General features: G+C 49.5%; 23 protein-coding genes and 4 tRNA genes. 12 read left to right on the forward strand and 15 right to left on the reverse strand.

Features of this window, described 5'->3' with window-relative positions:
• Positions 1 to 270: 270 nt before the first annotated feature.
• Positions 271 to 346 (reverse strand) — tRNA-Ala (locus HHX48_RS04905).
• A 98-nt stretch (positions 347 to 444) separates the two neighbouring features.
• Positions 445 to 1,854, reverse strand: coding sequence for a glutamate--tRNA ligase (gltX, locus tag HHX48_RS04910; RefSeq protein ID WP_191022797.1), 1,410 nt, complete (start codon positions 1,852 to 1,854; stop codon positions 445 to 447).
• Between the two features lie 250 nt (positions 1,855 to 2,104).
• Between gltX and HHX48_RS04915 the strand changes: the two genes are divergently transcribed.
• The 4 genes from HHX48_RS04915 (at position 2,105) to HHX48_RS04930 (ending at position 4,640) form a co-directional block, all read left to right on the forward strand.
• Positions 2,105 to 2,180 (forward strand) — tRNA-Val (locus HHX48_RS04915).
• Positions 2,181 to 2,214: 34 nt separating this feature from the next.
• Positions 2,215 to 2,290 (forward strand) — tRNA-Val (locus tag HHX48_RS04920).
• 101 nt (positions 2,291 to 2,391) lie between these two features.
• Positions 2,392 to 2,467, forward strand: a tRNA-Val gene (locus tag HHX48_RS04925).
• Positions 2,468 to 3,005: 538 nt separating this feature from the next.
• Positions 3,006 to 4,640: a hypothetical protein gene (locus HHX48_RS04930; RefSeq protein WP_191022799.1), complete on the forward strand. Its 1,635-nt coding sequence runs from the start codon at positions 3,006 to 3,008 to the stop codon at positions 4,638 to 4,640.
• 11 nt (positions 4,641 to 4,651) lie between these two features.
• On the opposite strand, the gene HHX48_RS04935 is transcribed toward HHX48_RS04930, so the two are convergent.
• A complete protein-coding gene (locus HHX48_RS04935) occupies positions 4,652 to 5,185 on the reverse strand; it encodes a GNAT family N-acetyltransferase (protein WP_191022801.1) in 534 nt (177 codons plus the stop codon).
• Between the two features lie 43 nt (positions 5,186 to 5,228).
• Positions 5,229 to 6,197 carry a GTP 3',8-cyclase MoaA gene (moaA, locus tag HHX48_RS04940; RefSeq protein ID WP_191022803.1) on the reverse strand — a complete coding sequence of 323 codons (969 nt, stop codon included), beginning with the start codon at positions 6,195 to 6,197 and terminating at the stop codon, positions 5,229 to 5,231.
• Between the two features lie 272 nt (positions 6,198 to 6,469).
• On the opposite strand from moaA, the gene HHX48_RS04945 reads away from it, so the two are divergent.
• The 4 genes from HHX48_RS04945 to HHX48_RS04960 all read left to right on the forward strand — a co-directional run bounded on the left by HHX48_RS04945 (position 6,470) and on the right by HHX48_RS04960 (position 10,932).
• Positions 6,470 to 8,440: an acyltransferase family protein gene (locus HHX48_RS04945; RefSeq protein ID WP_191022805.1), complete on the forward strand. Its 1,971-nt coding sequence runs from the start codon at positions 6,470 to 6,472 to the stop codon at positions 8,438 to 8,440.
• 65 nt (positions 8,441 to 8,505) lie between these two features.
• Positions 8,506 to 10,293, forward strand: a complete 1,788-nt coding sequence (locus HHX48_RS04950; RefSeq protein WP_191022807.1) for an ABCB family ABC transporter ATP-binding protein/permease — start codon at positions 8,506 to 8,508, stop codon at positions 10,291 to 10,293.
• Positions 10,290 to 10,505 carry a DUF3820 family protein gene (locus HHX48_RS04955; protein ID WP_191022809.1) on the forward strand — a complete coding sequence of 72 codons (216 nt, stop codon included), beginning with the start codon at positions 10,290 to 10,292 and terminating at the stop codon, positions 10,503 to 10,505. Before HHX48_RS04950 ends, HHX48_RS04955 begins: the two co-directional genes overlap by 4 nt.
• Before the next feature lie 82 nt (positions 10,506 to 10,587).
• The gene (locus HHX48_RS04960) at positions 10,588 to 10,932 is read left to right on the forward strand and encodes a hypothetical protein (RefSeq protein WP_191022811.1); all 345 of its coding nucleotides are present in this window, start codon (positions 10,588 to 10,590) and stop codon (positions 10,930 to 10,932) included.
• Positions 10,933 to 10,942: 10 nt separating this feature from the next.
• Here HHX48_RS04960 and HHX48_RS04965 read toward each other — a convergent pair whose 3' ends face one another.
• The 5 genes from HHX48_RS04965 to azu all read right to left on the reverse strand — a co-directional run bounded on the left by HHX48_RS04965 (position 10,943) and on the right by azu (position 15,250).
• Positions 10,943 to 12,283 (reverse strand): class II 3-deoxy-7-phosphoheptulonate synthase, encoded by a 1,341-nt coding sequence (locus HHX48_RS04965; protein WP_191022813.1) that lies wholly within the window; start codon positions 12,281 to 12,283, stop codon positions 10,943 to 10,945.
• Positions 12,284 to 12,405: 122 nt separating this feature from the next.
• The gene (locus HHX48_RS04970; protein WP_191022815.1) at positions 12,406 to 13,149 is read right to left on the reverse strand and encodes an ATP-binding cassette domain-containing protein; all 744 of its coding nucleotides are present in this window, start codon (positions 13,147 to 13,149) and stop codon (positions 12,406 to 12,408) included.
• Positions 13,146 to 14,081 carry a FecCD family ABC transporter permease gene (locus HHX48_RS04975; protein ID WP_263406920.1) on the reverse strand — a complete coding sequence of 312 codons (936 nt, stop codon included), beginning with the start codon at positions 14,079 to 14,081 and terminating at the stop codon, positions 13,146 to 13,148. Before HHX48_RS04975 ends, HHX48_RS04970 begins: the two co-directional genes overlap by 4 nt.
• A 29-nt stretch (positions 14,082 to 14,110) precedes the next feature.
• Positions 14,111 to 14,578 (reverse strand): low molecular weight protein-tyrosine-phosphatase, encoded by a 468-nt coding sequence (locus HHX48_RS04980; RefSeq protein WP_191022817.1) that lies wholly within the window; start codon positions 14,576 to 14,578, stop codon positions 14,111 to 14,113.
• Between the two features lie 216 nt (positions 14,579 to 14,794).
• Positions 14,795 to 15,250 carry an azurin gene (azu, locus tag HHX48_RS04985; RefSeq protein WP_191022819.1) on the reverse strand — a complete coding sequence of 152 codons (456 nt, stop codon included), beginning with the start codon at positions 15,248 to 15,250 and terminating at the stop codon, positions 14,795 to 14,797.
• Positions 15,251 to 15,442: 192 nt separating this feature from the next.
• Here azu and pepE point away from each other — a divergent pair, with 192 nt between their 5' ends.
• Positions 15,443 to 16,156 (forward strand): dipeptidase PepE, encoded by a 714-nt coding sequence (pepE, locus tag HHX48_RS04990; protein WP_191022821.1) that lies wholly within the window; start codon positions 15,443 to 15,445, stop codon positions 16,154 to 16,156.
• Here the strand turns inward: pepE and bioD are convergent.
• Genes bioD through bioB form a run of 4 tightly spaced genes read right to left on the reverse strand, consistent with a single transcriptional unit; the run spans position 16,136 to position 19,828 of the window.
• The gene (bioD, locus tag HHX48_RS04995; protein WP_191022823.1) at positions 16,136 to 16,804 is read right to left on the reverse strand and encodes a dethiobiotin synthase; all 669 of its coding nucleotides are present in this window, start codon (positions 16,802 to 16,804) and stop codon (positions 16,136 to 16,138) included. The genes pepE and bioD overlap by 21 nt on opposite strands.
• 2 nt (positions 16,805 to 16,806) lie before the next feature.
• Entirely contained in the window at positions 16,807 to 17,580 is a 774-nt protein-coding gene (locus HHX48_RS05000; RefSeq protein ID WP_191022825.1) for a methyltransferase domain-containing protein, read from the reverse strand.
• Positions 17,577 to 18,740, reverse strand: coding sequence for an 8-amino-7-oxononanoate synthase (gene bioF, locus HHX48_RS05005; RefSeq protein ID WP_191022827.1), 1,164 nt, complete (start codon positions 18,738 to 18,740; stop codon positions 17,577 to 17,579). The genes HHX48_RS05000 and bioF overlap by 4 nt, the downstream gene beginning before the upstream one ends.
• Positions 18,740 to 19,828 carry a biotin synthase BioB gene (bioB, locus tag HHX48_RS05010; RefSeq protein ID WP_191022829.1) on the reverse strand — a complete coding sequence of 363 codons (1,089 nt, stop codon included), beginning with the start codon at positions 19,826 to 19,828 and terminating at the stop codon, positions 18,740 to 18,742. The genes bioF and bioB overlap by 1 nt, the downstream gene beginning before the upstream one ends.
• Positions 19,829 to 19,926: 98 nt before the next feature.
• On the opposite strand from bioB, the gene bioA reads away from it, so the two are divergent.
• The 3 genes from bioA (at position 19,927) to HHX48_RS05025 (ending at position 22,306) form a co-directional block, all read left to right on the forward strand.
• Positions 19,927 to 21,198: an adenosylmethionine--8-amino-7-oxononanoate transaminase gene (gene bioA / locus HHX48_RS05015; protein WP_397541066.1), complete on the forward strand. Its 1,272-nt coding sequence runs from the start codon at positions 19,927 to 19,929 to the stop codon at positions 21,196 to 21,198.
• A 30-nt stretch (positions 21,199 to 21,228) separates the two neighbouring features.
• Positions 21,229 to 21,753, forward strand: coding sequence for a DUF2937 family protein (locus tag HHX48_RS05020; RefSeq protein WP_191022833.1), 525 nt, complete (start codon positions 21,229 to 21,231; stop codon positions 21,751 to 21,753).
• Between the two features lie 271 nt (positions 21,754 to 22,024).
• A complete protein-coding gene (locus HHX48_RS05025) occupies positions 22,025 to 22,306 on the forward strand; it encodes a hypothetical protein (protein WP_191022834.1) in 282 nt (93 codons plus the stop codon).
• A 16-nt stretch (positions 22,307 to 22,322) separates the two neighbouring features.
• On the opposite strand, the gene HHX48_RS05030 is transcribed toward HHX48_RS05025, so the two are convergent.
• Complete coding sequence (locus HHX48_RS05030) at positions 22,323 to 23,441, reverse strand: GNAT family N-acetyltransferase/peptidase C39 family protein (protein WP_223858068.1); 1,119 nt, start codon at positions 23,439 to 23,441, stop codon at positions 22,323 to 22,325.
• Complete coding sequence (locus HHX48_RS05035) at positions 23,441 to 24,907, reverse strand: RimK family protein (RefSeq protein ID WP_191022836.1); 1,467 nt, start codon at positions 24,905 to 24,907, stop codon at positions 23,441 to 23,443. Before HHX48_RS05035 ends, HHX48_RS05030 begins: the two co-directional genes overlap by 1 nt.
• Positions 24,908 to 25,108 lie beyond the last annotated feature (201 nt).

Raw genomic sequence — 25,108 nt, forward strand, 5'->3', positions numbered from 1 at the left:
TTACCGCCGTGAAAGGGCGGTGTCCTAGGCCTCTAGACGAAGGGGACTGAAAATCTTCTTTCGAAAGCAACGCTTTCTGGATATTCAGCAAGGCGAATTCACGTTAGTGAATGAGCGACCTTAAACCTAAGACGGTTTCAAAAGCAAAGCTTTCGATATTTTCAGGAAGATAAGATAAACCAGCGAACCAGCAACCTCATCCTTTCAGAAAATGTGGCTGAAGACTTTCAATCTTCAACCTGACTCACAGTAAAACTATGAGTAGAAATTTGGTGGAGCCAGGCGGGATCGAACCGCCGACCTCTTGCATGCCATGCAAGCGCTCTCCCAGCTGAGCTATGGCCCCAAAACTATCAACACATCGTAAAACCGATGCTGTTCCGTGACAGCGGGGCGCATTTTAGGCATACCCCACTGCCCTGTCAACGGCTTTTTAGAGATTTTTTATGAATTCTCTCTGTTTGCTACAAAAGTAAGCGCTTTGTCTATTCTCTGGCCAACTTTTTCCTTAGAAATCAAATTCAAAGTTACATCCAGAGAAGGAGAATTACCGCTTCCAGTTGTCGCTACACGCAATGGCATACCTACTTTTCCCATACCTATTTCAAGTACTTCTGCGGTCTCATTAATAGCCTGCTGAATATTTTCAGGGTTCCACTCTTCAACCGCCAGCAACTTATCTTTCACTGTCTCTAGCGGCTGTTTCGCTACCGGACGAAGATGTTTTTTTGCTGCTTTTTCGTCGAATTCTGAAAAGTCCTCGTAAAAGTAACGACTTATTTGTGCCATCTCTTTTAACGTTTTAACTCTGTCCGCCTGTATAGCAATAACAGCTTCAAGTGTCGGACCGTTTTCCAAAGCAATGCCCTGCTCGCCAAAATGCCACTTAGCATGGGCCGCAACTTCACTTGCGGGTAACGACTTCATGTAATGCTGATTGAGCCAAATCAGCTTTTCGGTATTAAACGCTGATGCTGACTGACCAATCGCATCAAGGCTAAAGTGTTCAATCATTTCATCCAGCGTAAATATTTCCTGATCACCGTGCGCCCAGCCAAGACGAACCAGATAATTAATGACGGCCTGAGGTAAAAAGCCATCATCGCGATATTGCATAACACTCACTGCACCATGGCGTTTGGATAATTTTTTACCATCGTCCCCCAGAATCATAGAGACATGGGCGTATTCAGGAACCGGCGCACCCAGGGCCTCAAGAATATTGATTTGGCGTGGCGTATTATTAATATGGTCTTCACCGCGAACAACGTGGGTAATGCCCATATCCCAGTCATCGACGACAACACAGAAATTATAGGTTGGTGTACCATCACTACGCTGAATGATCAGATCATCTAATTCAGTATTACTGATCTCAATTTTACCGCGAATATGGTCATTAATAATGACTTTGCCTTCCAGCGGGTTTTTAAACCGAACAACGAACGCTTCACCTTCAGGATGATCGGTTCTGTCGCGCCATGTACCGGGGTACCGGGGCTTCTCACCACGTTCTTTTTGCGCTTCACGGATTTTGTCCAACTCTTCCGAGCTCATGAAACATTTGTAGGCCTTTCCCTCGTCCAGCAGCTTTTGAACCAGTTCTTTATAACGATCGAAGCGCTCAGTTTGCAGATAAGGACCTTTGTCCCACGACAATCCCAGCCATTGCATACCATCCAAAATTGCTTGTTTTGCCTGTTCGGTAGAACGTTCTATATCTGTATCTTCAATACGCAGGACAAATTCCCCGCCCTGGCTTTTTGCATAAAGCCATGAATAAAGTGCTGTTCGGGCTCCACCCACATGAAGGTATCCGGTGGGGCTTGGCGCAAATCTGGTTACGACCGACATAGTGACTCTCTATAGTAAAATCAAAAATATGGGCGCATTCTACCAGCGTTATGAGAAAGTCAAAATACTCGTTTAGGTATTCTGCGGTTTACTCAGCGGTGGCAGATTACGTGATTAAACAGTAGCAAAACCTGCAAGTTGATGACTTTTCACGCAATCAGTTCAATCACAAGAATTTTATTGTTGACAGTTCCAATGGCGACTCTATAATACCGCCCCACTTGCCCAGCAAGGCAGGTAAGAAGTTAGAGGACGCTTAGCTCAGTTGGGAGAGCATCGCCCTTACAAGGCGAGGGTCACTGGTTCAAGTCCAGTAGCGTCCACCACTTATTCTCTATAAGACTAACTTCAAATGATTATGGACGTTTAGCTCAGTTGGGAGAGCATCGCCCTTACAAGGCGAGGGTCACTGGTTCAAGTCCAGTAACGTCCACCACTCTTTTAAAAAGGGTTGGCGATGCTCACTGGTTCAACACTTCGTTGCAAGTCGCAGTAACGTCCACCACTCTTTCTATAAGGGCGGACAATCAAATATTCGGACGCTTAGCTCAGTTGGGAGAGCATCGCCCTTACAAGGCGAGGGTCACTGGTTCAAGTCCAGTAGCGTCCACCATTCCCTTTGTTCAGCAGCTCCTCTCAAGTTGTATTAGTATCCACCACGTCTTGCAAAACATCAGCAATGGGTCTCAGGCTCAATACGTCGTTTCGGGCTACAGTAGCGTCCACTATTTCCTTTTTTTAACACGTCGAATCAAATTGCAGTGATATCCATCACTCCTTGCAAAACATCGGCGAGGCTCACTGGTTCAACACGTCGTTGCGACTCACAGTAGCGTCCATCACGGTTTTCCCAGAGACCGTAGAATCGCATCCTCGACACATTACTTCCGGCATCAGTCACAATCGCCTTTTCGCTGAAATACTTAAGCGCCTCTGTGTCAGTCCGTCTTTTAAGTTTATGAAGACGCCATTGAGACTTCTACAGCTTAGAAAAGTCGCTGCATTGACCGGCTGATACTATTTCAGAAATGTGATCACCCTATCATCCACTGTAATCATGAGCGATATTTGCCCGTTTAAAACCCAAAAAATAATGCATTAAGCGATTGTGCCGATATAGTGGTAATAACCAAAAATTATCGGCAACAACTATGGATAGAACGGCCAGTCAACGCGCACTGATTATCAGTCATACACAGCGTCACGTCAGAGTACTTAAGGCGCTACTGGCTGATTTACAGCTTCCTGACGCTGCGATCGCTTCCAACCAGCAAGATGCCAGTCAGTTTTTGGCCGCAAATCATTGCCACCTGATAATTTGCGTCTGCCAGTCGGCAGCGTCAGATCCGGTTTTTGCAATTTGCCTGCAACTTAAACAGACAAACCAGATCCCGCCGGACGCGGGGATACTGATGATTTCTGATAAAGCAGATGCCGAAATGGTCAATGCTATGCTTGATATTCAGCCTGATGATTTTTTAATTACGCCATTTACCAATCACCTGGCTACAGAGCGTCTAACCCGGCTATTGCACAGAAAGCAGGCTTTACGCCCTGTTTTCCAGTCTGCAGCATCAGGACGTTATGTTGAGGCGCTGGCAGACCTTGAAACCTTGCTGGGTGGGCAACCATCCCAGGATATCTATCCACTGGCTTTAAAGCTGAAAGGTGAACTGCTTGCCAGAAGCGGCAAGCTTGAGGGGGCGAAAACATTCTACGAATCTGTTCTTGCCCTGCAGACTTTCACCTGGGCCCGCACAGGGCTGATTGGCTGTCTGATTGAGCTGGAAGCGTTCCCGGATGCAGAAAAGCAAATCCTCTCGCTCACGTTACACCCCTCGACGGCCATTATTGCCTATGATCTTCTGTCGCTTTTACACCTTCGATTAAAAGACTACGACAGCGCCTTTGAGGCCACCACCCTTGCATGTGAACTTTCACCCAACAATGTAACCCGCCATCACGATACCGTTCGTATAGCGCGCTTATCCAAAGATTTTGAAGGTACAGTAAACGCCGCGCAGAACCTGTTACATTGCACTCAACGCAACAATCTGCATGATCCTCAGTACTATTTATTATGCGCTCGGGCCTGTATTGACCTGGCAATGACAACCGATGCCTCACAAACCCGGACGTTGATTGAGCGAAGCCGGCATCTGACAAGACAGCTTGAAGAGCAGTTTACTGCCGATGTGGATCGAGAAGATCTTATTGTTATCCGGGCCCGCTTATTATATCTGGAGAATGAGGTCAGCAATGCGCGGCAGCTTCTCACTACCCTTGAGGTTGCACGTTGGCCGTTACAATCTGATGAAACACTGATTGATAAGGCAAAAGCGCTGCATGAGGTGGGCTTACGACAGCATGCACTAAAAATTTTGAATTTTCTGGAAAAGCGCTCGCAACACGGACACAACGATGAGATTATCAGTGCTTATATTGCACAGCAAAAACATGATAAGGAAGACATTGCCTTTCCTTCACGGGCACTTAATGACAGGGCCGTAAGGGCCTTCAGGGAGCAGCAATTTTCTGAAGCACTTGTGATATTGCAGCAGGCCTTCAGACTGATGCCTAAAAACCCTGCGATTGCGCTGAATCTGCTTCAGGCAACCCTTCATCAACTAACGCACAATGCTAACGCAGCCACCGTCTCCTGGGTAAAGCTCAAAAGGTGGATTGACGAGTGTCAGTCAGCCATCGAGAGCAGTACACTCAATGAGGAACAGCACATACGTTATCAACGCTTGCAGGTAGCGATGGCAGCAACACTCAGTCAGTAAATTCCAAACCGCTAGATCTCTTGTGAATATACCACCACATCTTCGCTAAACACGCTGTCTTCATAAAACTGGCTGTGGCTATAGGTCATACCCAGCTTTTTCATGATTGCTATTGAGTTGGCATTATCAGGCAGCGTAACGGCTGAAAATTTAGTGATCCCGGTGCTCGCCAGACCATCTCTTATCCCTCTCGCGGCCTCTGATGCAAAGCCTTTTCCCCAAAACGCACGCTTGAATCGCCAACCCAGCTCAATGTTGTCAGCTTCCGGATGTGAGGTAAAAAAGCCGAACGGGCGCACCAGGATCCAGCCAATTGCCTCGTCAGTATCTTTTAAAATAACTTTCCACAGCCCCCAGCCAAGCGCCGGGTTAGCATATGCAGCAAGACGTGGTAAAAAGACGGTTTCTATCTCATCGCGGGTGGTTTTAACACCGCCATTGAGATGCTTCATGACTTCTTCATCCTGATCAAGCTCCCAAAGAAAGTCAGCTTCATCAGCAGTGATATAAGAAAACTTCAGCCTTTCGGTATCAGCAAATTCCATGCTACACCTCTGCAAATAGATGTGGTTATTCTAGTGCAGGTAATTACCCCCCCAGCATGGCCAGATGTTTTGTCGCGCCGGTATGTCCTTCCTGCAAAAAATGTGAAACTTTCTTATCAGCCAGAGAATCAGTAATGAACTGTTTCACTCCTTCGACATCCCCTTCAGCTAAATAGGGGCGAAGTTCCAGACCCTGTTCACTGAACAGGCATAAATGTAACTTACCATTAGCCGCAACGCGAAGTCGATTACAACTTTTACAAAAATCTTTACTGTAGGGCATGATAAGACCAACCTGCCCGGCAAAATCCGGATGGTAAAATTCCTGTGCCGGTCCGGCATCTTTTGCCCTTAGTAACGGTTGCCAGCCTTCAGAAATTAGACGCTGGCGGATAGGCTCCCCTGACACGTGCTGTCGGGAAAAAAAGTCATGATGATCACCGGTTTCCATCAGTTCGATAAAGCGCAGTGTTACAGGCGTATCCTTCAGCCAGGATAAAAAGCGCGTAAGCCGGTTAGCATTGAAGTCCTGCAACAACACAGTGTTTATTTTAACCTTGATACCGGCCTCTACCGCGATATCGATGCCCTTTAGAATTTGTTGCAGCTTATCCTGTCCGGTAATTGAAGCAAACTGGTTCGGGTCGAGACTATCGATACTGACATTAACTTGATCCAGGCCAGCATCAGCCCATTTCCGGGCATCTTTATAAAGACGGGCACCATGAGTGGTTGTAGCGACCCTGCGGATCCCGGGAGTGGTTGCAGCGTGATGGATTACATCGCAAAAATCGCGACGCAGACTTGGCTCACCACCTGTGATACGTACTTTGGACGTGCCCATCTGAGCAAAAGCGGTAATTAACGTCTGAATTTCGCCTAGCTGCAAAAAAGCACTATTGGGGGGACCATCATAGCCATCCGGCAGACAGTACTGACAACGAAAGTTACAGGCTTCGGTTATCGATAATCTGAGGTAGTGAAAACGCCGACCGTAACTATCTTCTAACAAAGTAATACCCCATATTGATGCATTGAACTACTGTGCCACAAATTCACCGTGTGGCAAAAGAAAACCCCGAAGAGATTTCCCTGTTTCTACCTTGTACGCGGGATGCGTCCAGAAGATTACTGCATGCTGGTTGCGTCTGAATAAATCGTGTTGCCGTGATATCTGCTCCGCTGGCACTGATTCTGCTTCCATCCGTGTCAATCAGTCATCAGGCCCCGGGGAGATGTAATGAATAATTCAGCCAGCCATTTATCAGTAAAGACTGCTTTGTTATGAAGAGCAGATATATTCCCAGCATAGATGGGCTGCGAGCGCTGGCGGTTTTATCAGTTATGTTGTTTCATCTTGATGCATCGTTGCTACCCGGCGGATTTACCGGTGTCGATATCTTTTTTGTTATCTCAGGATACGTCGTTGCACGCTCTCTGGTAAACCATCCTCACACCCAATTTTACAGCTATATTGTCGCTTTCTACAGACGCCGGGTAGTACGCATTTTCCCTGCACTGCTTTTTTGTTTGGTTATCACTTCCGCCATCGTTGTCTTGTTTATTCCGCAGGCGTGGTTGAGCAAATCCATATCAGATACCGGTCTTGCTGCATTTCTCGGGTGGAGCAATATCGCCCTCGCCGCAAACAGTGATACGTATTTCTCGCCATCGGTAGAATTTAATCCCTTTGTCCATACATGGAGTCTGGGCGTTGAAGAACAGTTTTATGTAATTTTCCCGGTATTATTTTACTTTTACCTGAAAGGTAAAACGCGGCTGGCGCTGGCCGGGCTGGCGATTATCTCATTTGCCCTGTCGGTGAACTACAGCCAGTCAGATACCAATGCAGCCTATTATTTGCTGACCAGCCGCTTCTGGGAACTGGCAGCCGGAGCAATGCTGTGTCAATGGCACGCCAGCAAACGCTTTCGCGAGGGCGGACATAGCCTGTCGGCCGCTTTCACTGGCATTACCTGCATTCTCCTCGGCTTTATCTTTGCCAGTAAGAGCGCGTTTCCCTTTCCGTGGGCGCTTCTGCCTGTGGCCGGGACGGTAATTGTTATCCACTACTTTGTCTGCGCCGGGCAAACCGGAATGTTGACCCGGCTATTCTCGCTACCTTTTGTTCGCTATATAGGAAAAATATCTTACTCACTGTATTTATGGCACTGGCCGGTTTATACCTTTTTCCGCTGGTCTGTGGGGCTTCAGAGCCCGGTAGAATGGATGCTGGCGTTTATCATTACCTTTGCCATGGCGATGTTCTCCTACCATGTCATTGAGCAACGCCTGAGTCACACACCGCAGGTCACTGCCATGCGCCCTGCAAGTACTATTGGCGCTGGTCTGGCTGTAATTTTAGTTAGTTTTGCCGGGGCCTCTTACGCCTTTGATCACCAAAAGCGATTAAGCCAGAGCGTAACCAGTAACCGGTATGTATGGTACCCCTACTACTCGCATTCCTCTGACGTACAGAAAGGCAACGCACTGGCTGACAGAACCATTTATGTCATTGGTGACTCCCATGCCGGCGCTTACGCCACGATGCTGCGCATGCTTGCCGATGAGACCGGTATCAATACGCAAATTCATAGTCAGGGTGGCTGTGGCGCCGTCAATATGCGCGAGCCGGTGATGACCGCACAAAGTCGCTGTGCGCAGAAACTGGAAAAGTGGCTGTCGGATATCGAAAAAGAAGCCGGTCCCAATGATATTGTTTTTTTTGCCACGCTGAAGGCGTATCGATTAACCAATCAGTACCGCATGTACCCACGCAGTAAAGATGAGTTGAAGTCACAAATTCGCAGTGAAAGTGCGCTGAAAAAGCGCGAACAGGCAAAAGCGGAAAGTATTCGTATTGTGAAGCGCATGAACCAGGTTACCAACAATATACTGACCGATGCTCCAAAACCGGTGTTTTCCTATATTCCGTTTCGCTGCAGCGACTGGTTTAACCGCACAAATCCCACGTGTGAGGGTGGTCCGTGGCAAGACCGTGAACAAATGGAGCAAATGCGCAAGCCGGTGATGGAGAATCTTCAATCACTGAAAGCGTCGGTTCCCCGCTTGCTGGTGTGGGATCCGCTTCCTACCCTGTGTAACAGCACGCGGTGTCCGGTTTACGATGAAGATAAAACCCGTTATTTTGACGGTGATCATCTTTCTGCACATGGCAACCGCCTGCTATATCCCTCATTCAAACGAGCTGTTTTTTCTCTTATCAACGAACAAAACCTTGCAGGGACAATGTGATAAGTGGCGCGCTACTAACTTGTGCGTTAGCATGAGCGCGTCTACTTTGCCACTAACGGATAATCATGCGACGCTCGCGATTCGATATTCCCGCCGATACGCCAGTGCGCTGGCAAACTGTTAAGCAGCTTTTACCCTATCTGCTGGAATTTCGCGGACGTGTGGCGCTCGCCCTGTTTTGCCTGATACTGGCTAAAGTCGCCAGTGTCGGCCTTCCTTATGCGTTAAAATACACTGTCGACAGCCTGGACGTAGATGATTTAAGCACGGTGGCGGTAGCGGTCCCGATTGCGCTGGTTGTGGCGTACGGCACCCTGCGCTTTCTAAATACCATTTTAGGCGAGGTGCGCGACACATTATTCGGCCGGGTCACTGAGCGGGCGATGCGTCGGCTGGGCCTGAAAGTGTTTCAGCATTTGCATGATTTGGATGTTGGGTTTCACCTGAGCAGACAAACCGGTGGCTTATCCCGCGATATTGAGCGAGGCACCAGCGGAATCAGTTTTCTGCTTCGCTTTCTGGTGTTTAATATTCTGCCCACCTGCCTGGAAATCATAATCGTCGTGACGCTCCTGCTGACCCAGTATGGCGCGTCGTATGCCGGGATAATTGTCACTGCTGTGATTGTTTACGTCGGCTTCTCAGTGAAAGCGACCAACTGGCGGACCCGCTATGTCCACGAAATGAATCAGGCAGATTCCCAGTCTAATACCCGCGCCATCGACAGTTTGCTTAATTTCGAAACCGTAAAATATTTCAATAACGCCAGTTATGAAGCCCACCAGTACGATACCTCGCTGGCGACATGGGAACAAAGCCGTCGGCGCAATCGTTTGTCTCTTTTTGCGCTTAATGGCGGACAGGCCTTGGTGATAGCACTGGCCGTCACAGCGATGATGATCAACGCCACGCTGGGCGTGCTTAATGGTGACATGACCCTGGGCGACTTTGTACTCATTAATGCTTTCACTATGCAGCTTTTTATTCCGCTGAATTTTCTGGGTTTTGTTTACCGTGAAATCCGCGGAGCAATGGCTAATATTCATAACCTTTTCAACTTACTGGAAATTACGCCTGCCGTTACTGATAAACCGGACGCCGGTAAGCTGCAAATTACTCGGAGCTCTGTGAAGTTTACCGATGTATGCTTTAGCTATGAGCCGAAACGTCAAATCTTACGCGGTATTAGCTTCGATATAGCGCCGGGTCAGAAGGTCGCGGTAGTGGGAAGCAGTGGTGCAGGCAAATCAACACTGGCAAAGTTGTTATTCCGGCTATATGAGCCTGATAGCGGTCAAATCAGTATCGACGGTCAATCTATTGCATCGGTAACCCAGGCTAGTCTGCGGGACTCCCTTGGCATCGTGCCGCAGGATACCGTATTGTTCAATGACTCACTGCTGGAGAATATCCGCTACGGTAAACCTGACGCCAGTGATGCTGAGGTAGAAGACGTTATTCGTCTAGCTCACTTGTCAGATTTTGTCAGTAGTTTGCCAAATGGCATAATGACACAGGTGGGTGAGCGGGGCCTGAAACTTTCCGGTGGTGAAAAACAACGTGTGGCTATCGCCAGGGCTTTACTGAAACATCCTGCGGTGATGATTTTCGACGAAGCCACCTCCTCTTTAGACAGCCAGAGCGAAAGCGCCATTTTACAGGCACTGAAAGAGGCAGCTCGCGCCCATACCAGCCTGGTTATTGCACACCGGCTCTCTACCATTACCGATGCGGATAACATTCTGGTATTGCACGACGGACAGATTGTTGAGCAGGGAACACATAGCGAATTATTAACGCGTCAGGGCCGCTACTTCAGGTTGTGGATGGCTCAGCAGGAGAACACGCAGTGAATCCGGAGCACATTCGCGATGCAATCAATCAGGTTATGCCGTTTGGCAAATATGCAGGCAGACGCTTATATCACTTACCCGAACCTTATCTGGTCTGGTTTTATCAGCAAGGTTTTCCAGCCGGGAAGCTCGGCGAGCAACTGGCGCTGATGTATGAAATCAAGCTTAACGGTCTGGAGCGGGTCGTTGCCCCGCTACTGGATGCTGATTAATTAACTTCCCTCTTGAACTTGCAATACGCTTACTAACAACTGTACACTTATACATGTGTTATTTTTGTAATTGGTGAGTACCATGTTTACCCGCCCCAAACGTCAAAAGCAGGTCATCATCGACAGGCAGATTCATCATCTGCATCAGGTAATGGCTGAAAAATGTCTGTCACAGCCTGACTACTTCATTGCTATTCAGGTCAACCTGAATCAGCGCTATGAAGAAGGGATGATCAGCTATGGCAGTTATTTACTGTGGCAGGGAATTCTGGAGGCCCGGGATAATCCGGATGTATTTTGCCAACTACTGCTGGCAAATGATTCCCGAACAAAAGCATTAAGACGAAAAACGATTTTTACCGGGGTATTAACCGAGGCTGAGCGGGAAGAAGCGCTGACGACATACATCGCCAGCGAAATGGCGTAACAGCCGATAATCAGCTACGCAAGTGGTCGGCAACAAGAAATGCCATCTCCAGCACCTGATCAGCATTAAGGCGCGGATCACACTGGGTTTTATAAGCCTGCGCCAAATCGTCATCACTGATCTGGTATGCCCCTCCGGTACACTCAGTCACATGCTGTCCGGTCATCTCAAGATGGATGCCACCAGCATGGGTCCCTTCAGCAGCATGTGCCGCGAAAAACTGACGGATTTCACCCAGAATGGCATCAAAGTTACGCGTTTTGTAGCCATTGCTCGCTTTGATGGTATTACCGTGCATGGGGTCTGAGCTCCACACAACATTACGGCCTTCCTGTTTCACCCGGCGTAGTAAACGTGGCAGATTTTTTTCAAGATTCCCCTCGCCCATCCGGGTAATAAACGTCAGCCGGCCGGGATCATTTTCCGGATTTAATGTATCAGTTAAGCGAATCAATTCATCCTCATCCATTCCCGGTCCGACTTTCACACCAATTGGATTATGAATACCTCTGAAAAACTCTACATGCGCATGGTCGAGTTGTCGGGTGCGCTCACCAATCCAAACCATGTGAGCAGAACAGTCATACGGCTTGCCGGTAAGTGTATCTACCCGGGTTAATGCCTGCTCATAATTTAGTAACAGCGCCTCGTGTGAGGTAAACAGAGAGGTTTCATGCAACGCCGGCGTGTTAGTCGCATTAATGCCGATAGTATCCATAAACTGCAGCGTATCCTGGATCCGGCGGGCAATGTCCTGGTAACGTTCCTTGAGCGGATTATTCTCGACAAAGGCCATATTCCAGCGGTTAACCTCGTGCAGATCTGCCAAACCACCTTGTGCAAATGCGCGCAATAAGTTCAGTGTGGCCGCACTGCGATGATAGGCCTCAAGCAGTCGGGCAGGATCGGGGCGACGCGCCGCTGCTGTGAATTCAAAATTGTTAATGATATCGCCGCGATAACTGGGCAATGTTACCCCGTTAATCGTCTCTTCGTTGGAAGAACGCGGCTTTGCATACTGACCGGCCATACGCGCCACTTTGGTCACCGGACAGCGACCGGCAAATGTCAATACAATCGCCATTTGCAGAATGACTTTGAACGTGTCACGAATTTTCGGCGCGTTGAATTCATCAAAAGATTCAGCACAGTCGCCGCCTTGCAGCAAAAAGCCTTTGCCCATACTTACTTCACCAAGCTGGCGGCGCAGTTCACGGGTTTCAGCGGCAAACACCAGCGGCGGATACTTACTTAACGTTTCTTCAACGCTGGCTACCTGGGCGCTATCTTCATATTCTGGTTGCTGCAGGATCGGTTTTGATCTCCAGCTATCGGGTTGCCAATTATCCACGCGGGCTCCTCAACTAGTGCATTTTTTAGGGTTTATCCAACCGGGCCATCATACTGATGAGAATCATTGTATCGTTGTCGGAAACAGACCGACCCGGTTGGGTCAGCTTATCACATAATCAATTATGCAGAAGGCCATTGAGGATGTATTTGTAAAGCATTTTGGTTATTTGTTATGACGAATTTGATGCCAAAGCAGGTTTCCAGCAGATCTATTGAGAATGTCTGGTGCACGGGACCGCTGGCCAGACAGCGCCCGTTTTTTAACAGCAGTGTCGTATCGGCAAACCGGGCGCTGATGTTGATATCATGACAAGACATAATGACCGTGTTACCCAGTTGACAAAGCTCGCGCAAAAACAGTAGCAAGGATTGCTGATGCCTGACATCCAGCCCCTGCAGGGGCTCATCAAGACACAATACTGCCTGCCCCTTCTCAACCGCCTCCCAGACCTGCGCAATACACCTGACAAGATTAACCCGCTGCTTTTCCCCCCCGGACAACTGACTGACCGGACGCGCAAGCAAGCGCCCAATATCCAATGCCGCTATCAGTTTGTCATGTGGCGGCTTGCGCCCGGCATAAAATTGAATATAACTGTGCGCCGGGATATCGAACGCTGCCGTACTGTTTTGCTCATGAAAGCCCCGAAACCCCGCCAGGCGTGGTGCGGGCATTGCGGTTACTGGCTGCTCGTTAATCCGGCACTCACCACGGCCGGGTTCAAGGAGCCCGGCACAGACCTGCAGCAATGTTGATTTGCCCGCCCCGTTCTCGCCCAGAATGTGACAACACATACCCCGGTCAATCTCAGCACTGATTCCGTGTAGCCGCTTATCAATGCCAATTTCATTGAGCGTAATCACGACATTCTCCACTGGCCTTTGTAAAGGGCAATAAGCAAAAGCGGGCCGCCAATGGTTGCGGTTACCATTGAAACCGGTAGTGTCATCCAGCTTACGAGTTCGCTGAATAAAGCGACTAACAGCAACACCAGCGCACCGCATAGCGCACTGGCAGGCAGTAGCAGGCGGTTATCAAACCCGATGACCATCCTGAGAAAATGCGGTACTAACAAGCCCACAAAGGCGATTGAGCCTGCCACCGACACCGCGGCGCCAACACATAGCGCGCAAACAATCAGATTATTACGCACCAGGCGCGCGGGCTCAGCGCCGGCTGCCGCTGCCAGCGTCGAGCCGCCATACAGCCAGTTCAGTGCACTGGCCTGCGATAATTGATAAGCAATCCCCCCAACAATCAACGGTCCGGCAACGGCCAGTATCCACCAGTCGGTCTGATACAGGCTACCCATGAGCCAAAATGTCAGGTTTCTTAACGCCTGCGCATCGGCCAGAATATATAACCAGGCCATAATTGCACCGGCGATGGTCGATATGGCGATCCCCGCCAAAATTACGGCCGTGGTAGATGCACGCAGTCTGCGTGCCACTATATAAATCAGCCATGTAGAGAGCAGCGCACCACCAAAGCATGCCAATGGTAGAAAATAAAAATAGTTAATATGGTCGAGCTTTAGTGTCAGTAACACCAGTGCGGCCATCAGGCTGGCGCCACTTGAGATACCAATTATCCCCGGATCTGCAAGAGGGTTATGCAGGGTAACCTGCAAGGTCGCAGCGCTGACAGACAGGCCTGCGCCGACCAGAATAGCAGTAAGCACCAGTGGAAGCTGGAGTTGAATGATAATATGCCAGACCATACTGGCCGACATCTCTGAGACCAACAGATCCTGCCCCAGTATTGCCATGCTGGTCAGCAGGCAAAGTATGAACAGTACCGCCAGGACGCCTCGCGAGTGCTGCTTCACTGTTTTTTCTTAATGTCCTTAATTAATCCGTCGCTGGCCTCTTCAATAAGTTCCAGCACCAGTTCAAAGCCTTTCTTCCCCCCATAGTAAGGATCGGGAACCTCGTCATATTTACTGTCTGCAAAGTCCAGAAAAAGGCTGACTTTTGCATGGTGTAAAGGCTCACTGACTTTTTTCAGGTTCTCGAAATTACTTTTATCCATCGCCAGAATGTAATCAAATTTCTCAAAATCTGATGCATCCACTTTGCGGCAGGTGATTCCAGAAAAATCGTAACCTTTTGCCACACCGGCAGCTTGCGAACGTTTATCCGGCGGATTACCAATGTGATAGCCGTGGGTACCCGCAGAATCGATGTCAACGGATAAGCCCGCCTCGCTGGCCTTTTTACGGAACACGGCCTCTGCTGTGGGTGATCGGCAGATATTGCCCAGGCATACAAAAAGTACCGAGGTTTTATTCAAAGCGTTATCCTTTTACTTCCAGTCATTTTCAGGTTTATTCCCGGTCAAGCAGGAATTGGTGAGTTATTCATTCGCGGGCGCTAGCTTGCCACAGATTCGCGCTATCATAAATATCGGGTACGGTGATAAGCAGTGCATCAAAAAGCGAAAAGGGCAGAATTGGTACTCTGCCCTTTATGGTTAGTAAGGTGTCGTGAGATTTTCTCTGCGTGACCGTTACTCTACTTTTAGTGTTCCTTTCATCATGCTGATATGACCCGGGAACGAACAGAAGAACGTGTAATCACCGGATTTTTTCAAATCGCTGACAGAAAACGTCACTGAACTTTCTTCGCCACCGCCAATTAGTTCGGTCGCAGCGATAATACGCTCATCATCCGGCTTCAGGTAACCGTTATCGATTCCCGCGGCCATGCCATCTGTCGCTGTAGCCTGCGCCTCGTCTGACTCAGTCAGCACCCAGTTATGACCCATGACTGACTTTTCCATTTGTCCGGTGTGAACCAGCTTTACCGTGAATTCTTCGCAGGAAGACGGTACGGTCATTTCCTTTTTGTTGTACTGCATAGCATCATTACTTTCGATAGTCGCCTCGCATTCACCGGACTGCGCATGAACTGCGCCGGACGCCAGAAACGCAGCACCGGCTAAAAGACTTGCTATTTTTTTCATGGTATATCCTCGTATCTCTGATGAAAAACGCGTAGCTTAACGCTATCGAAAACCACGCTGTTGTCAGATTTACGGTTGAGCGTGCCCAAATGGGTCATTTCTCGGCTTTTTCTCACATGGCTTTAATCTTTTAAGCTATACAAGAACAGCGCTAAATACGGTAACCTAACCTTTTTAATGGAGCCTTATAGTATGTCTGCACACGTGCTGATGTTGAGCAGTTCGCGCGCCGGTAGTGAAGATTATCTGGAACACGCAAAATCTTTCATGTTCGGCCATCTGGGTGATCAACGTGACATTCTTTTCATACCGTTTGCCGGCGTCACCATGACCTGGGACGCCTACACCCAGAAAGTGAAGGAAGCCTTGCCGGAGTTTTCCATCACGGGCTTACATACGTTCGAGAATCCTGCTGCGGCACTTAACAGTGCAAAAGCCAATAACCAGGCCATTCTGGTGGGCGGCGGCAACACCTTCAACTTATTGCACACTCTGTACAAACAGAATTTACTCGACCCGTTAAAAGCAGTTATCGCAGACGGCACTCCCTACATTGGCTGGAGTGCAGGCTCAAACATCTGCGGTCAGTCCATACGCACAACCAACGACATGCCTATTGTTGAGCCGGCATCCTTTGATGCGTTGGGCGTTATTCAGTGTCAGTTGAACCCGCACTACAGCAATTACGCGCCGCCGGGTCACAATGGCGAAACGCGGGATCAGCGCCTGGCAGAGTTCACAACGCTACATCCCCAAACGCCCATTATTGCCATACCCGAGGGCACTGCGCTTAGTCTGACTGATGGCCGCCTGACGCTGCTTGGTGATGTTGAAGGGTTTGTTTTTCTGGGCGAAGAGAAAACCGCTATTCAGCCCACCGCCGATCTAAGTCAGTATATTAGCTAACCGGCTCCGGCTGAGTTCGGCATCGTGGTAGGGAAGCTCAGCCAGAAGTGGCGCATCTATCGCATCCTCAAGCGTTTGCAGGTTTTCGGCATAATACGGCATTGGTGTGGCTGACATAGAGTTGGCCACCCACCCGTGGAGCCGTAAGCCTGATTGCGCGACTGCCTGAACGGTCAACATCGCATGATTAAGACACCCTAATCGCATGCCTACCACCATGATTACCGGTAATCCGAGGGCACTGACCACATCAGGCATCCACAGATTATTTCCCAGTGGCAATTGCCAGCCCCCTGCCCCTTCCATGATCAATAGATCCGGCTGACATGCTTCCAGCGCGTGATATCCTGCCACCAGCCCCTCTTTTGAGATTGTTACATCCGCCTGTGCAGCAGCAATATGCGGTGCAATGGGTGGCATCAGCGCCACCGGATTTACCTGTGTTAGCGACACTGGCAGATTACTGGCCTGCCACAGCGCGAGGGCATCCTCGTTGACAGGCTGACCGTCAATCAGTTCACAGCCTGCTGATACCGGCTTATACCCTGTGACCTTCAATCCAGCATTAGCCTGGGCTTCCAGAAGTCTGGTGCTAAAGTAGGTTTTGCCAACTTCGGTATCCGTGCCTGTGACGAAAAAAGACTGCATTATTATTGTTTCTCCAGAACCAGATGGCTTACCCGATAAGTGAGCGGTAATAACCCTTCGGGTGTTTTGTAACGCTGATACGCGCTTTCTAGCAGCGTAAGCTGCCGGCGAGACAGTGCAGAGACTGACGCGTTATCACATCGCACGCCTGCTCCCACCGATTTTATCGAGCGAAGCAAAGACAAGATATCTGCGAAAGTATCTGTGTAGGCAATATTTTCAGCCTGCAGCACCGTAAACCCGGACTCCTGCGCCGCTGTTAGCCACTTTTCGTGAGAAGCCATGATGTTGGTTACCGCGGACAAACCAGATGCACGCCGGCTGGCATTGAGCTGGCCGAACGACCCGTCCGTCATAATGCTAAGTGTGGCAATACCAGCGTGTCTGAGTATCCGGGCAACTTCTGACATAGCCAGATTGATGTCCTGACACCACTGCATGGCCATGCTTGAAAACACCACATCAAACGCGTCATTGTTAAACGGCAAATGCTGCGCATCGGCAACGCAAAACGACAAATGCGGATAATTCAGGCTTGCGTACTCCACCATCCCCCGAGCAAGGTCCGCGCCACTGGCATCAAAGCCACGCTCCGCCAGCAAAGCGGTATTACGACCAGTGCCGCATCCGATATCCAGCAGGCGTCCTGACGATACCGGTATTTGCCTGATAGCCTGCGCGGCAATGTGCTGCTGTATTGATGCCAGCCTGTCATACTGCGGCGCAGCGCGGCTGAATTGTCTGGCTACAGCCTCACTAAGAACTGCCTGTGTCATGACTCGGCCTCTTTAGCTAGCTGCAACGCATCACTCAATGCATCAATATCCTGACGAGTGTGCACTGCGCTTAATGTAACCCGAAGTCTGTCGGTTCCTTTGGGCACCGTAGGGTAGCGGATTGGCGGCACCCATATCCCGCGTTGTTTAAGAGCCTCGCTCAAGGCAACAGCCTGCTTGGGCCCGTCGGTCAGCACTGGCTGAATGGCGGTTTGAGACTCTGTTGTTTTGAAGCCTGAATCGTGCATGCGTGTTTTAAAATAATGGATATTATCGTTGAGCGTTTTCTGGCGGCGTCCGTCGCGCAATTGTTCCAGCGAATACAAGGTAGCCAGGGCCTGCGCCGGTGGCATGGCTGTGGAATAAATATAATGTCTGGCCGTGTTTATCAGCAGTTCAATAAGCTGACGCGAGCCTGCGATAAATGCCCCCGCCGTCCCCACCGCTTTACCAAATGTTCCCATTAGTACAGGCACCTCACATTGCGATAAATCTGCAGATTCTGCGCAGCCCAGTCCCTTTTCGCCTAACACCCCAAAACCGTGGGCATCGTCCACCATAAGCCAACAGCCATGCTCACTGGCAATGTGTGCCAGCTTTTTCAGTGGTGCCTGATCACCATCCATACTGAATACACTTTCGGTAGCAATCAGACTGTTGGTCGGTAAAACGTTTTCTAACAATGCTTTCAGATGTTCCGGATCGTTATGCGCGAATCGCTTAAATACAGCCTGTGAGGACATTGCCCCGTCAATAAACGATGCATGCATCAGTTTATCTGCAACGATATTGCCCGGCTGTGCAAAGAGCGCCTGAAGCAACGCCTGGTTGGCTGCAAACCCGGAATTGAACAACAGCGCGGCTTCCCGGTTCAGGTGCTCGGCCAGATAAGATTCCAGAGCACTGTGCGCGGTGGTGTAACCCGTTACCAGTGGTGACGCGCCACTGCCTGCGCCGTACTGCGCAATGCCTTCTACCCAGGTTTGCTGCACCCCTTCATCATGTCGCATGCCAAGGTAATCATTGCTGGCAAAATGCAGATAATGTTGTCCGCCAATACTAATGATGCCGTCTTTTTCGTAATCAACGGTAGCGCGCTGACGTTGGTAACCTTGTTTGTGCAGCTCCGCCAGCTTGTCGCTTATCCAGTCAAAGGCCATTATGCCTCGACTGCCGACGGCTTGGTTGCATCGTAAAACAGGTCCGGCGTGGCACGATCAGCTATTTCTTCCTGCAGCGTCTGGGCATGCGCCTCATCAGAATAATCGCGGGTGCGCTCGGTATTGATGCCCAGCTTGCGGAAAAGCTGTACATCTTCATGGGTGTCAGGATTTGAGGTTGTCAGCAACTTGCAGCCATAAAAGATAGAGTTTGCGCCGGCCATGAAACACAGTGCCTGCATTTGCTCATTCATATTTTCGCGACCTGCCGATAGCCGGACATGCGATGCTGGCATCATGATCCGCGCAACCGCGATGGTTCGGATAAACTCAAACGGCTCCAAATCATCAACGCTGTCTAACGGCGTCCCCTCTACTTTGACCAGCATATTAATAGGTACACTTTCTGGCTGCTGGGGCAGATTTGCCAGGGCGATCAGCAGTCCTGCCCGATCTTTGCCACTTTCCCCCATTCCGACAATGCCACCTGAACATACATTCATGCCCGCCTGGCGGACATTATCCAGCGTATCCAGCCTGTCCTGATAGGTGCGCGTTGTGATGATATCGCCGTAATATTCCGGCGAGGTATCCAGGTTATGATTATAATAATCCAAACCAGCCTGTTTGAGCGCAGTCGCCTGTTCACGAGACAACATACCCAACGTCATGCAGGTTTCCAGGCCCAGTTTTTTGACCTCTGAGATCAGCTTGGTCACATACGGCATATCCCGCTCTTTAGGATTTCTCCAGGCTGCGCCCATGCAAAAGCGGGTCGAGCCGGCCGCTTTTGCTTCTTTTGCCCGCTCAATAACTTTTTCGACTTCCAATAAGCGTTCTTTTTCCAGCCCGGTGTCGTATCGGGCGCTCTGGGGACAGTATTTGCAATCTTCCGGACAGGCGCCGGTCTTAATGGACAACAATGTTGAAACCTGTACTTCATTGGGGTCAAAATACGCCCGATGCACGGTTTGCGCCTTAAACAGTAAATCGTTAAATGGCATGGCAAAAAGTGCTTCAACTTCAGCGGTCGTCCAGTCGTTACGAATTTCCTGCGACGACGAGACAAATTGGGGTGCGGCGGTCATGGCCTGTCCTTTACTAATGATAATTGCTGGCTTAGTCTATGCGCAGCAACAGAGTTGTCAACTCTGACCAATTCCAAACATTTACCAGTGGTTACATTTTGAACAATATCGAATTTGATAAACGCCATATTTGGCATCCTTATACGTCGGCCGTCAATCCGCTCCCATGCTATGAAGTGGCGGGTGCGTCAGGGGCAACGATTCACCTTGCTACCGGTGAAACGCTGATTGATGGGATGTCCAGTTGGTGGGCCGCCATTCACGGTTACAACCATCCAGCGCTCAATGCCGCCGCCCATGCTCAGGTCGATAAGTTCTCACATGTTATGTTTGGTGGTTTAACCCATGAACCTGCCGTCAACGTCTGCCGACAATTACTGGATATGGCCCCCGCGGGCATGGCACGGGTGTTTCTGGCCGACTCCGGTTCAGTTTCTGTAGAAGTGGCGCTTAAAATGGCGCTGCAGTACTGGGCATGCCAGGGAAGAGCCGGTAAGCACAAAGTGATCACTCCGCGAAACGGCTATCACGGTGATACCTTTGCCGCGATGTCAGTCTGCGATCCGGTGAACGGGATGCACAGCCTGTTTTCAAATGTCCTGACTCCGCAACACTTTGCTCCGGCGCCGCAGACCCGGTATGACCAAACCTTCAGCGAAGATGATATTTTGCCGCTGGAGGAGTTATTTGATGCTCATCACAACGAATTGGCTGCGTTAATCATTGAGCCGATTGTTCAGGGCGCGGGCGGTATGCGCATCTATCATCCCGAATATCTCAAGCGGGCGCGTCAGCTGTGTGACCAATATAACGTATTACTGATTTGCGATGAGATTGCCACTGGCTTTGGTCGCACGGGAAAACTCTTTGGTTGCGAGCATGCCAACATCAGCCCTGACATCATGTGTGTAGGAAAAGCCTTAACGGGTGGCTATATGACACTTGCTGCTACGCTGTGCACCGAAGATGTCGCGTTGGGGGTTTGTCAGGGCGAGCCCGGGGTGTTCATGCACGGGCCAACGTATATGGGGAACCCGCTGGCCTGCTCGGTGGCCTCGGCAAGCCTTGCGCTTATCAGTGAGAATCACTGGCAAAAACAGGTTGCTGATATTGAGGCCCAGCTGAAACAGACACTTCCGGATTGTCTGTCACTGGCGGCGGTCAGGGATGTCAGAATCCTGGGCGCTATTGGGGTGGTTGAAACGCATCATCCGGTGGATGTTGCACGCCTGCAACGGCATTTCGTCAAAGCCGGTGTCTGGATACGCCCTTTTAATAAACTGGTTTATATTATGCCGCCGTATATTATAAGTGGTGATGAGCTCAAACAATTGACGGACGCCATCTATATGGCACTGAGCCAACACTGACTTTACGTTAACCGACTAACGAGGACCTGCATGAAAATTCTTGTAAATGTGTTCGACAAGATTATTTTCGCCACGATATTTATTCTGGCATTGCAGGTGCCTATTCTGGCTGACCACTACCGACAGTATCTCGCCGGCTATCACGATGCTACAGCGCAAAGTGTGGCGGAGTATGAGCAACTGGCAACCAGATATGGATATGCGTCAGCGGATGCAATGATCGAAGATTTACAAAAGAATAACGAGCCTGTGGTGCGCGAAGATGCCACCAATAAAGCACAGCAGATCCAGCAACTGGCTGTGATCAAACAGGGAATAGCGACGCTGGATAATGGCAATTACTTCTCACAGGCGTGGTATATGTTTACCCCCGCGCGTTTCACTACGCTCAAGCGTGTGGCGGAAAACTTTTCGCCCTCCGTGCCACTTTCACCGACTGCCGTCATCTTCAGCCTGGTTGTGGCTATTCTGGCCAATTTGCTGATTTGGACACCGGCCTTGTGTGTCAAAGGGGTAAAAAGATTTCGCAAAAAGTCTATCCGTTTTGCACAATAGGTCTTTCAATTTTTCAAAGTGCTGTAATACCGTATTGTAAATATTACCTCATACTTTTTTTATAGATAGGCGGGATAGCAGCGTTTATCACTTTTAATCAGCAGCTTATGTCATTTTTGTGACAGTAAAGTTTCAACCGGTATTCATTTTGCAACTTTCAATATGAGTCAGACCTTTACTGGGCGGCCCGTGAGAGATAAGCCAATCGCGCTGAACTCATTGACCATTAAGTAAAAGGCCTATTGATAAACGCGAAAAAACAGGTTGTATTATGAAAAATGACAACACGCTATTAATCGGTCAGGTGTTGCAATTAAGAGACAAATTAGTTGCCAAACGCCACGCAATTCCCTCTTCAATGTTGGGTGAATGGTCCAGACTGCAACAACGTACTACAGCGTTTGATATTAACCGTCCTTTCGATATGGCAATCAAAGGTACGCGGTTTACCAAGCCCAATGTTTACGGCGGAAGCAGTGGCGAACTCAGTGACTTGGTAAACTCGCTTAAAGAATTTAACAAGCGCATGATGCGCAGCAAAACACACCACTAGCGTGAAAAAGCCCTGCCTACGCGGCAGGGCCGATTATTACTGCAGTTCTGATTTTGCGCTTTCCGTATGTAGCCAGGCGCAGAAAGTCCTCCCGCGACAACGGAATATGTTGAAATTCCACATGTTCATCGTCACCCGGATCCGGATCGTGAATATATACGCACTGGTCATCAACGCCGGTGATTACAACCCAGTGCGGCGCTTTTCTTTTATCGAAGGCATAAGTACTGATCAGGCAGACCACCGCTTTGCCATAATCTAACGCCGTTTCGATATCGCTCAGTTGCCATTGAAACTGCCTGATAGCTACACCTTCTTTTCGTGCCTGTCCGGCAAAATCGGTTTCCACCAGCTCAATGATTTGCTTTTTATGCTCGCTTCTCACGCCATCGGTAAAAAGCGGCAGGGCCTGATTCATCCAGACCTCAGCTTCAAAATTGCGCTGGTGAGCTGACAGCGCCAGACCTACCGGGTGACTGCCACCATGACCGGAGGTCATATAAATAGTGGTTGCCTGACGCCATATTGTCAGCTCTTCATGCTGCGACATGTTGCTGTGTTTATTTAATGATGTCATTGCCATCATTAATGCGGCGGGCCCACAGGTAAATTCCGTTGACTGCTGATACCAGGGATACAGTTCATGCTTGCTTTGACTGGCTGGCATTCGCAACGCTTTTTGCATTCTCAACGCATCGCTTTCGTCTTCATAATAATGGTTATAAATGCCAAACTGATGAAACCCCAGTTTTTCATACAGGGCAATGGCTGCCCTGTTGTTCACGGCAACCTCCAAACGCATAAAGGGCTTTCCCCGCAATAATGCCCTCCTCTCCAGCTCGTCAATCAGTTGCGCCGCAATGCCCAGGCCTCTGGCCTCTGGATCCACCGCTATTGAATATAACCGGGTGAGTAAAGTGCCACGCCGGCACAATAGCAGCGCGTATCCGACCACCAGACCGTTAGCCCGGGCCAGTACAAATTCGGCATGCGGCGCACTCATGTAAAACCGCATTCTGCGCTTGCTCAGCCTGTCTGAGGTAAAGCACCGCTGCTCCAACTGCCACAGTGCATCTATATCGGCGTCTGCCACCTTACTGAGTGAAACAGCATGGCCAGACATGACCGCTTCCATTATTTTCCTCTCTTTTCTAAACGATCAGCAAACTCCTGCATGATTATCTCATACAGCGCTTTGCCCAGATATTTATCTTCAATTCCGGCTTCGAGACTGGGGTTGTCGTTCACTTCAATAACAAACACATTGTGGCCGTCCTGCTTGATATCTACGCCGTAAAGACCATTACCCACCACTTTGGCTGCTTTTACTGCTGCCTGGAGGACTGGTCGCGGCACTTCAAATGTTGCCATGGTGACAAAATCCCCTGAGTCAGTTTGATCACCATCGTGGTGATAAATCTGCCAATGGTTTCTGGCCATAAAATACTTACAGGCATAAATTGGCTTGCCGCCCAATACCCCGATACGCCAGTCATAATCCGTAAAGATATACTCCTGCACCAGCACAAGGGCAGAAACACCGAGCATTTCACGCAGCTTTTCCTCAAGCTCAGCGGCACTTTCAACTTTGTAAACACCTCGACTGAAAGAGCTTTCCGGTAGTTTTAACACCAGCGGCAGTCCCAGCTCACTAATCAGTTTCTGGCAGGCATCTTCATCCGCCTGGCTGACAAACCGACTTTTTGGTGCCGGTACATTTTGATAAGTAAACGCATCCTGCAAAAAAACCTTATTACAACAGCGAAGTATAGACTGCGAATCGTCCATCACCACCAGACCTTCACGCTCAGCAGCGCGCGCCAATTGATAGGTACTGTGCTCTATGGCCGTCGTCTCGCGAATAAACAAGGCGTCGTAATGCCCCACATCTGCCGGATTAAGCTGCGACACAATTTCAGCATGGATCCCCACATTCTCGGCAGCTTTAACAAAGCTTTTCAGCGCCTTTTTATCACTTGGCGGGGTGATTTCGTCAGGATTAACCAGAATCGCCATATCCCAGCGCACTTTTTTACCTTTAGCCGGGGAGCGCCATGCAGAATCAGCAAACGCTGTCAGTTGCTGGATGGCATACCGGTGCATGTCCGCTGGCAATGCATTAAAGCCAACCACCCGACATTCGGCGTAACCGATGGTCGCCCCGGACTCACTGGCAACATGCATCGTTAACTGCATAATCGGACACGGATAAAGTGCAAAGGCGCGTTGAGCAACCATGGCCAGCGACGGCTCAAGAGTTTGACCAAATACCACAAAACATGTTGTCGGCAGCTCAGTAGCGTCAGTGCCTTCCAGCGTATCGGGAAGCGTGACCCTGGGCGGCATGTGACTATCCGACGCCATTCGCATGTCATTAATGGTATTGACCGCCGGCAGCACCCGGTGTTTACGCGCCTGGGCAAGCAGTGAGCAGTAATAGCCACGGCTAAGATACTCGCTGGTATCACACAGGTTAATTACGCGCGTCTTGGGCTCGTTGAGTTTCGGGAAATTTGCCAGATAATCATCAAAGGTAATGACATTCAATCCAGAACTGTCAAACAGCTGGACGTTGTCGGCAATAATCAGTGTCTTGTGCATATAATCTCTAATTGGTTTTTTTCGTACACACCTGTTAGCCCCATTGAGTAACAATTGTGCTTTTCGCGAAGTTTACGGTAAGCCCTGTAATTGAAAAGCAAATTCAGAGAGGGAAATTTTGACCGTTACGATAAGTATTTCTGATAAGCCGGAAAAGTCCGGTCGTCCCCCCTGTAAAGTAGCAGAAGGTGGGGCGGTACG

The organism is Salinimonas profundi, assembly GCF_014750655.1.
Lineage (GTDB): Bacteria > Pseudomonadota > Gammaproteobacteria > Enterobacterales > Alteromonadaceae > Alteromonas > Alteromonas profundi_A.

Bases quoted from the DNA above. Each gene is read 5' to 3' on its own strand.
- gltX (WP_191022797.1), bottom strand. From the start codon at position 1,854: ATGTCGGTCGTAACCAGATTTGCGCCAAGCCCCACCGGATACCTTCAT.
- HHX48_RS04930 (WP_191022799.1), top strand. From the start codon at position 3,006: ATGGATAGAACGGCCAGTCAACGCGCACTGATTATCAGTCATACACAG.
- HHX48_RS04935 (WP_191022801.1), bottom strand. From the start codon at position 5,185: ATGGAATTTGCTGATACCGAAAGGCTGAAGTTTTCTTATATCACTGCT.
- HHX48_RS04945 (WP_191022805.1), top strand. From the start codon at position 6,470: ATGAAGAGCAGATATATTCCCAGCATAGATGGGCTGCGAGCGCTGGCG.
- HHX48_RS04950 (WP_191022807.1), top strand. From the start codon at position 8,506: ATGCGACGCTCGCGATTCGATATTCCCGCCGATACGCCAGTGCGCTGG.
- HHX48_RS04960 (WP_191022811.1), top strand. From the start codon at position 10,588: ATGTTTACCCGCCCCAAACGTCAAAAGCAGGTCATCATCGACAGGCAG.
- azu (WP_191022819.1), bottom strand. From the start codon at position 15,250: ATGAAAAAAATAGCAAGTCTTTTAGCCGGTGCTGCGTTTCTGGCGTCC.
- pepE (WP_191022821.1), top strand. From the start codon at position 15,443: ATGTCTGCACACGTGCTGATGTTGAGCAGTTCGCGCGCCGGTAGTGAA.
- bioD (WP_191022823.1), bottom strand. From the start codon at position 16,804: ATGCAGTCTTTTTTCGTCACAGGCACGGATACCGAAGTTGGCAAAACC.
- HHX48_RS05000 (WP_191022825.1), bottom strand. From the start codon at position 17,580: ATGACACAGGCAGTTCTTAGTGAGGCTGTAGCCAGACAATTCAGCCGC.
- bioF (WP_191022827.1), bottom strand. From the start codon at position 18,740: ATGGCCTTTGACTGGATAAGCGACAAGCTGGCGGAGCTGCACAAACAA.
- bioB (WP_191022829.1), bottom strand. From the start codon at position 19,828: ATGACCGCCGCACCCCAATTTGTCTCGTCGTCGCAGGAAATTCGTAAC.
- HHX48_RS05020 (WP_191022833.1), top strand. From the start codon at position 21,229: ATGAAAATTCTTGTAAATGTGTTCGACAAGATTATTTTCGCCACGATA.
- HHX48_RS05025 (WP_191022834.1), top strand. From the start codon at position 22,025: ATGAAAAATGACAACACGCTATTAATCGGTCAGGTGTTGCAATTAAGA.
- HHX48_RS05030 (WP_223858068.1), bottom strand. From the start codon at position 23,441: ATGGAAGCGGTCATGTCTGGCCATGCTGTTTCACTCAGTAAGGTGGCA.
- HHX48_RS05035 (WP_191022836.1), bottom strand. From the start codon at position 24,907: ATGCACAAGACACTGATTATTGCCGACAACGTCCAGCTGTTTGACAGT.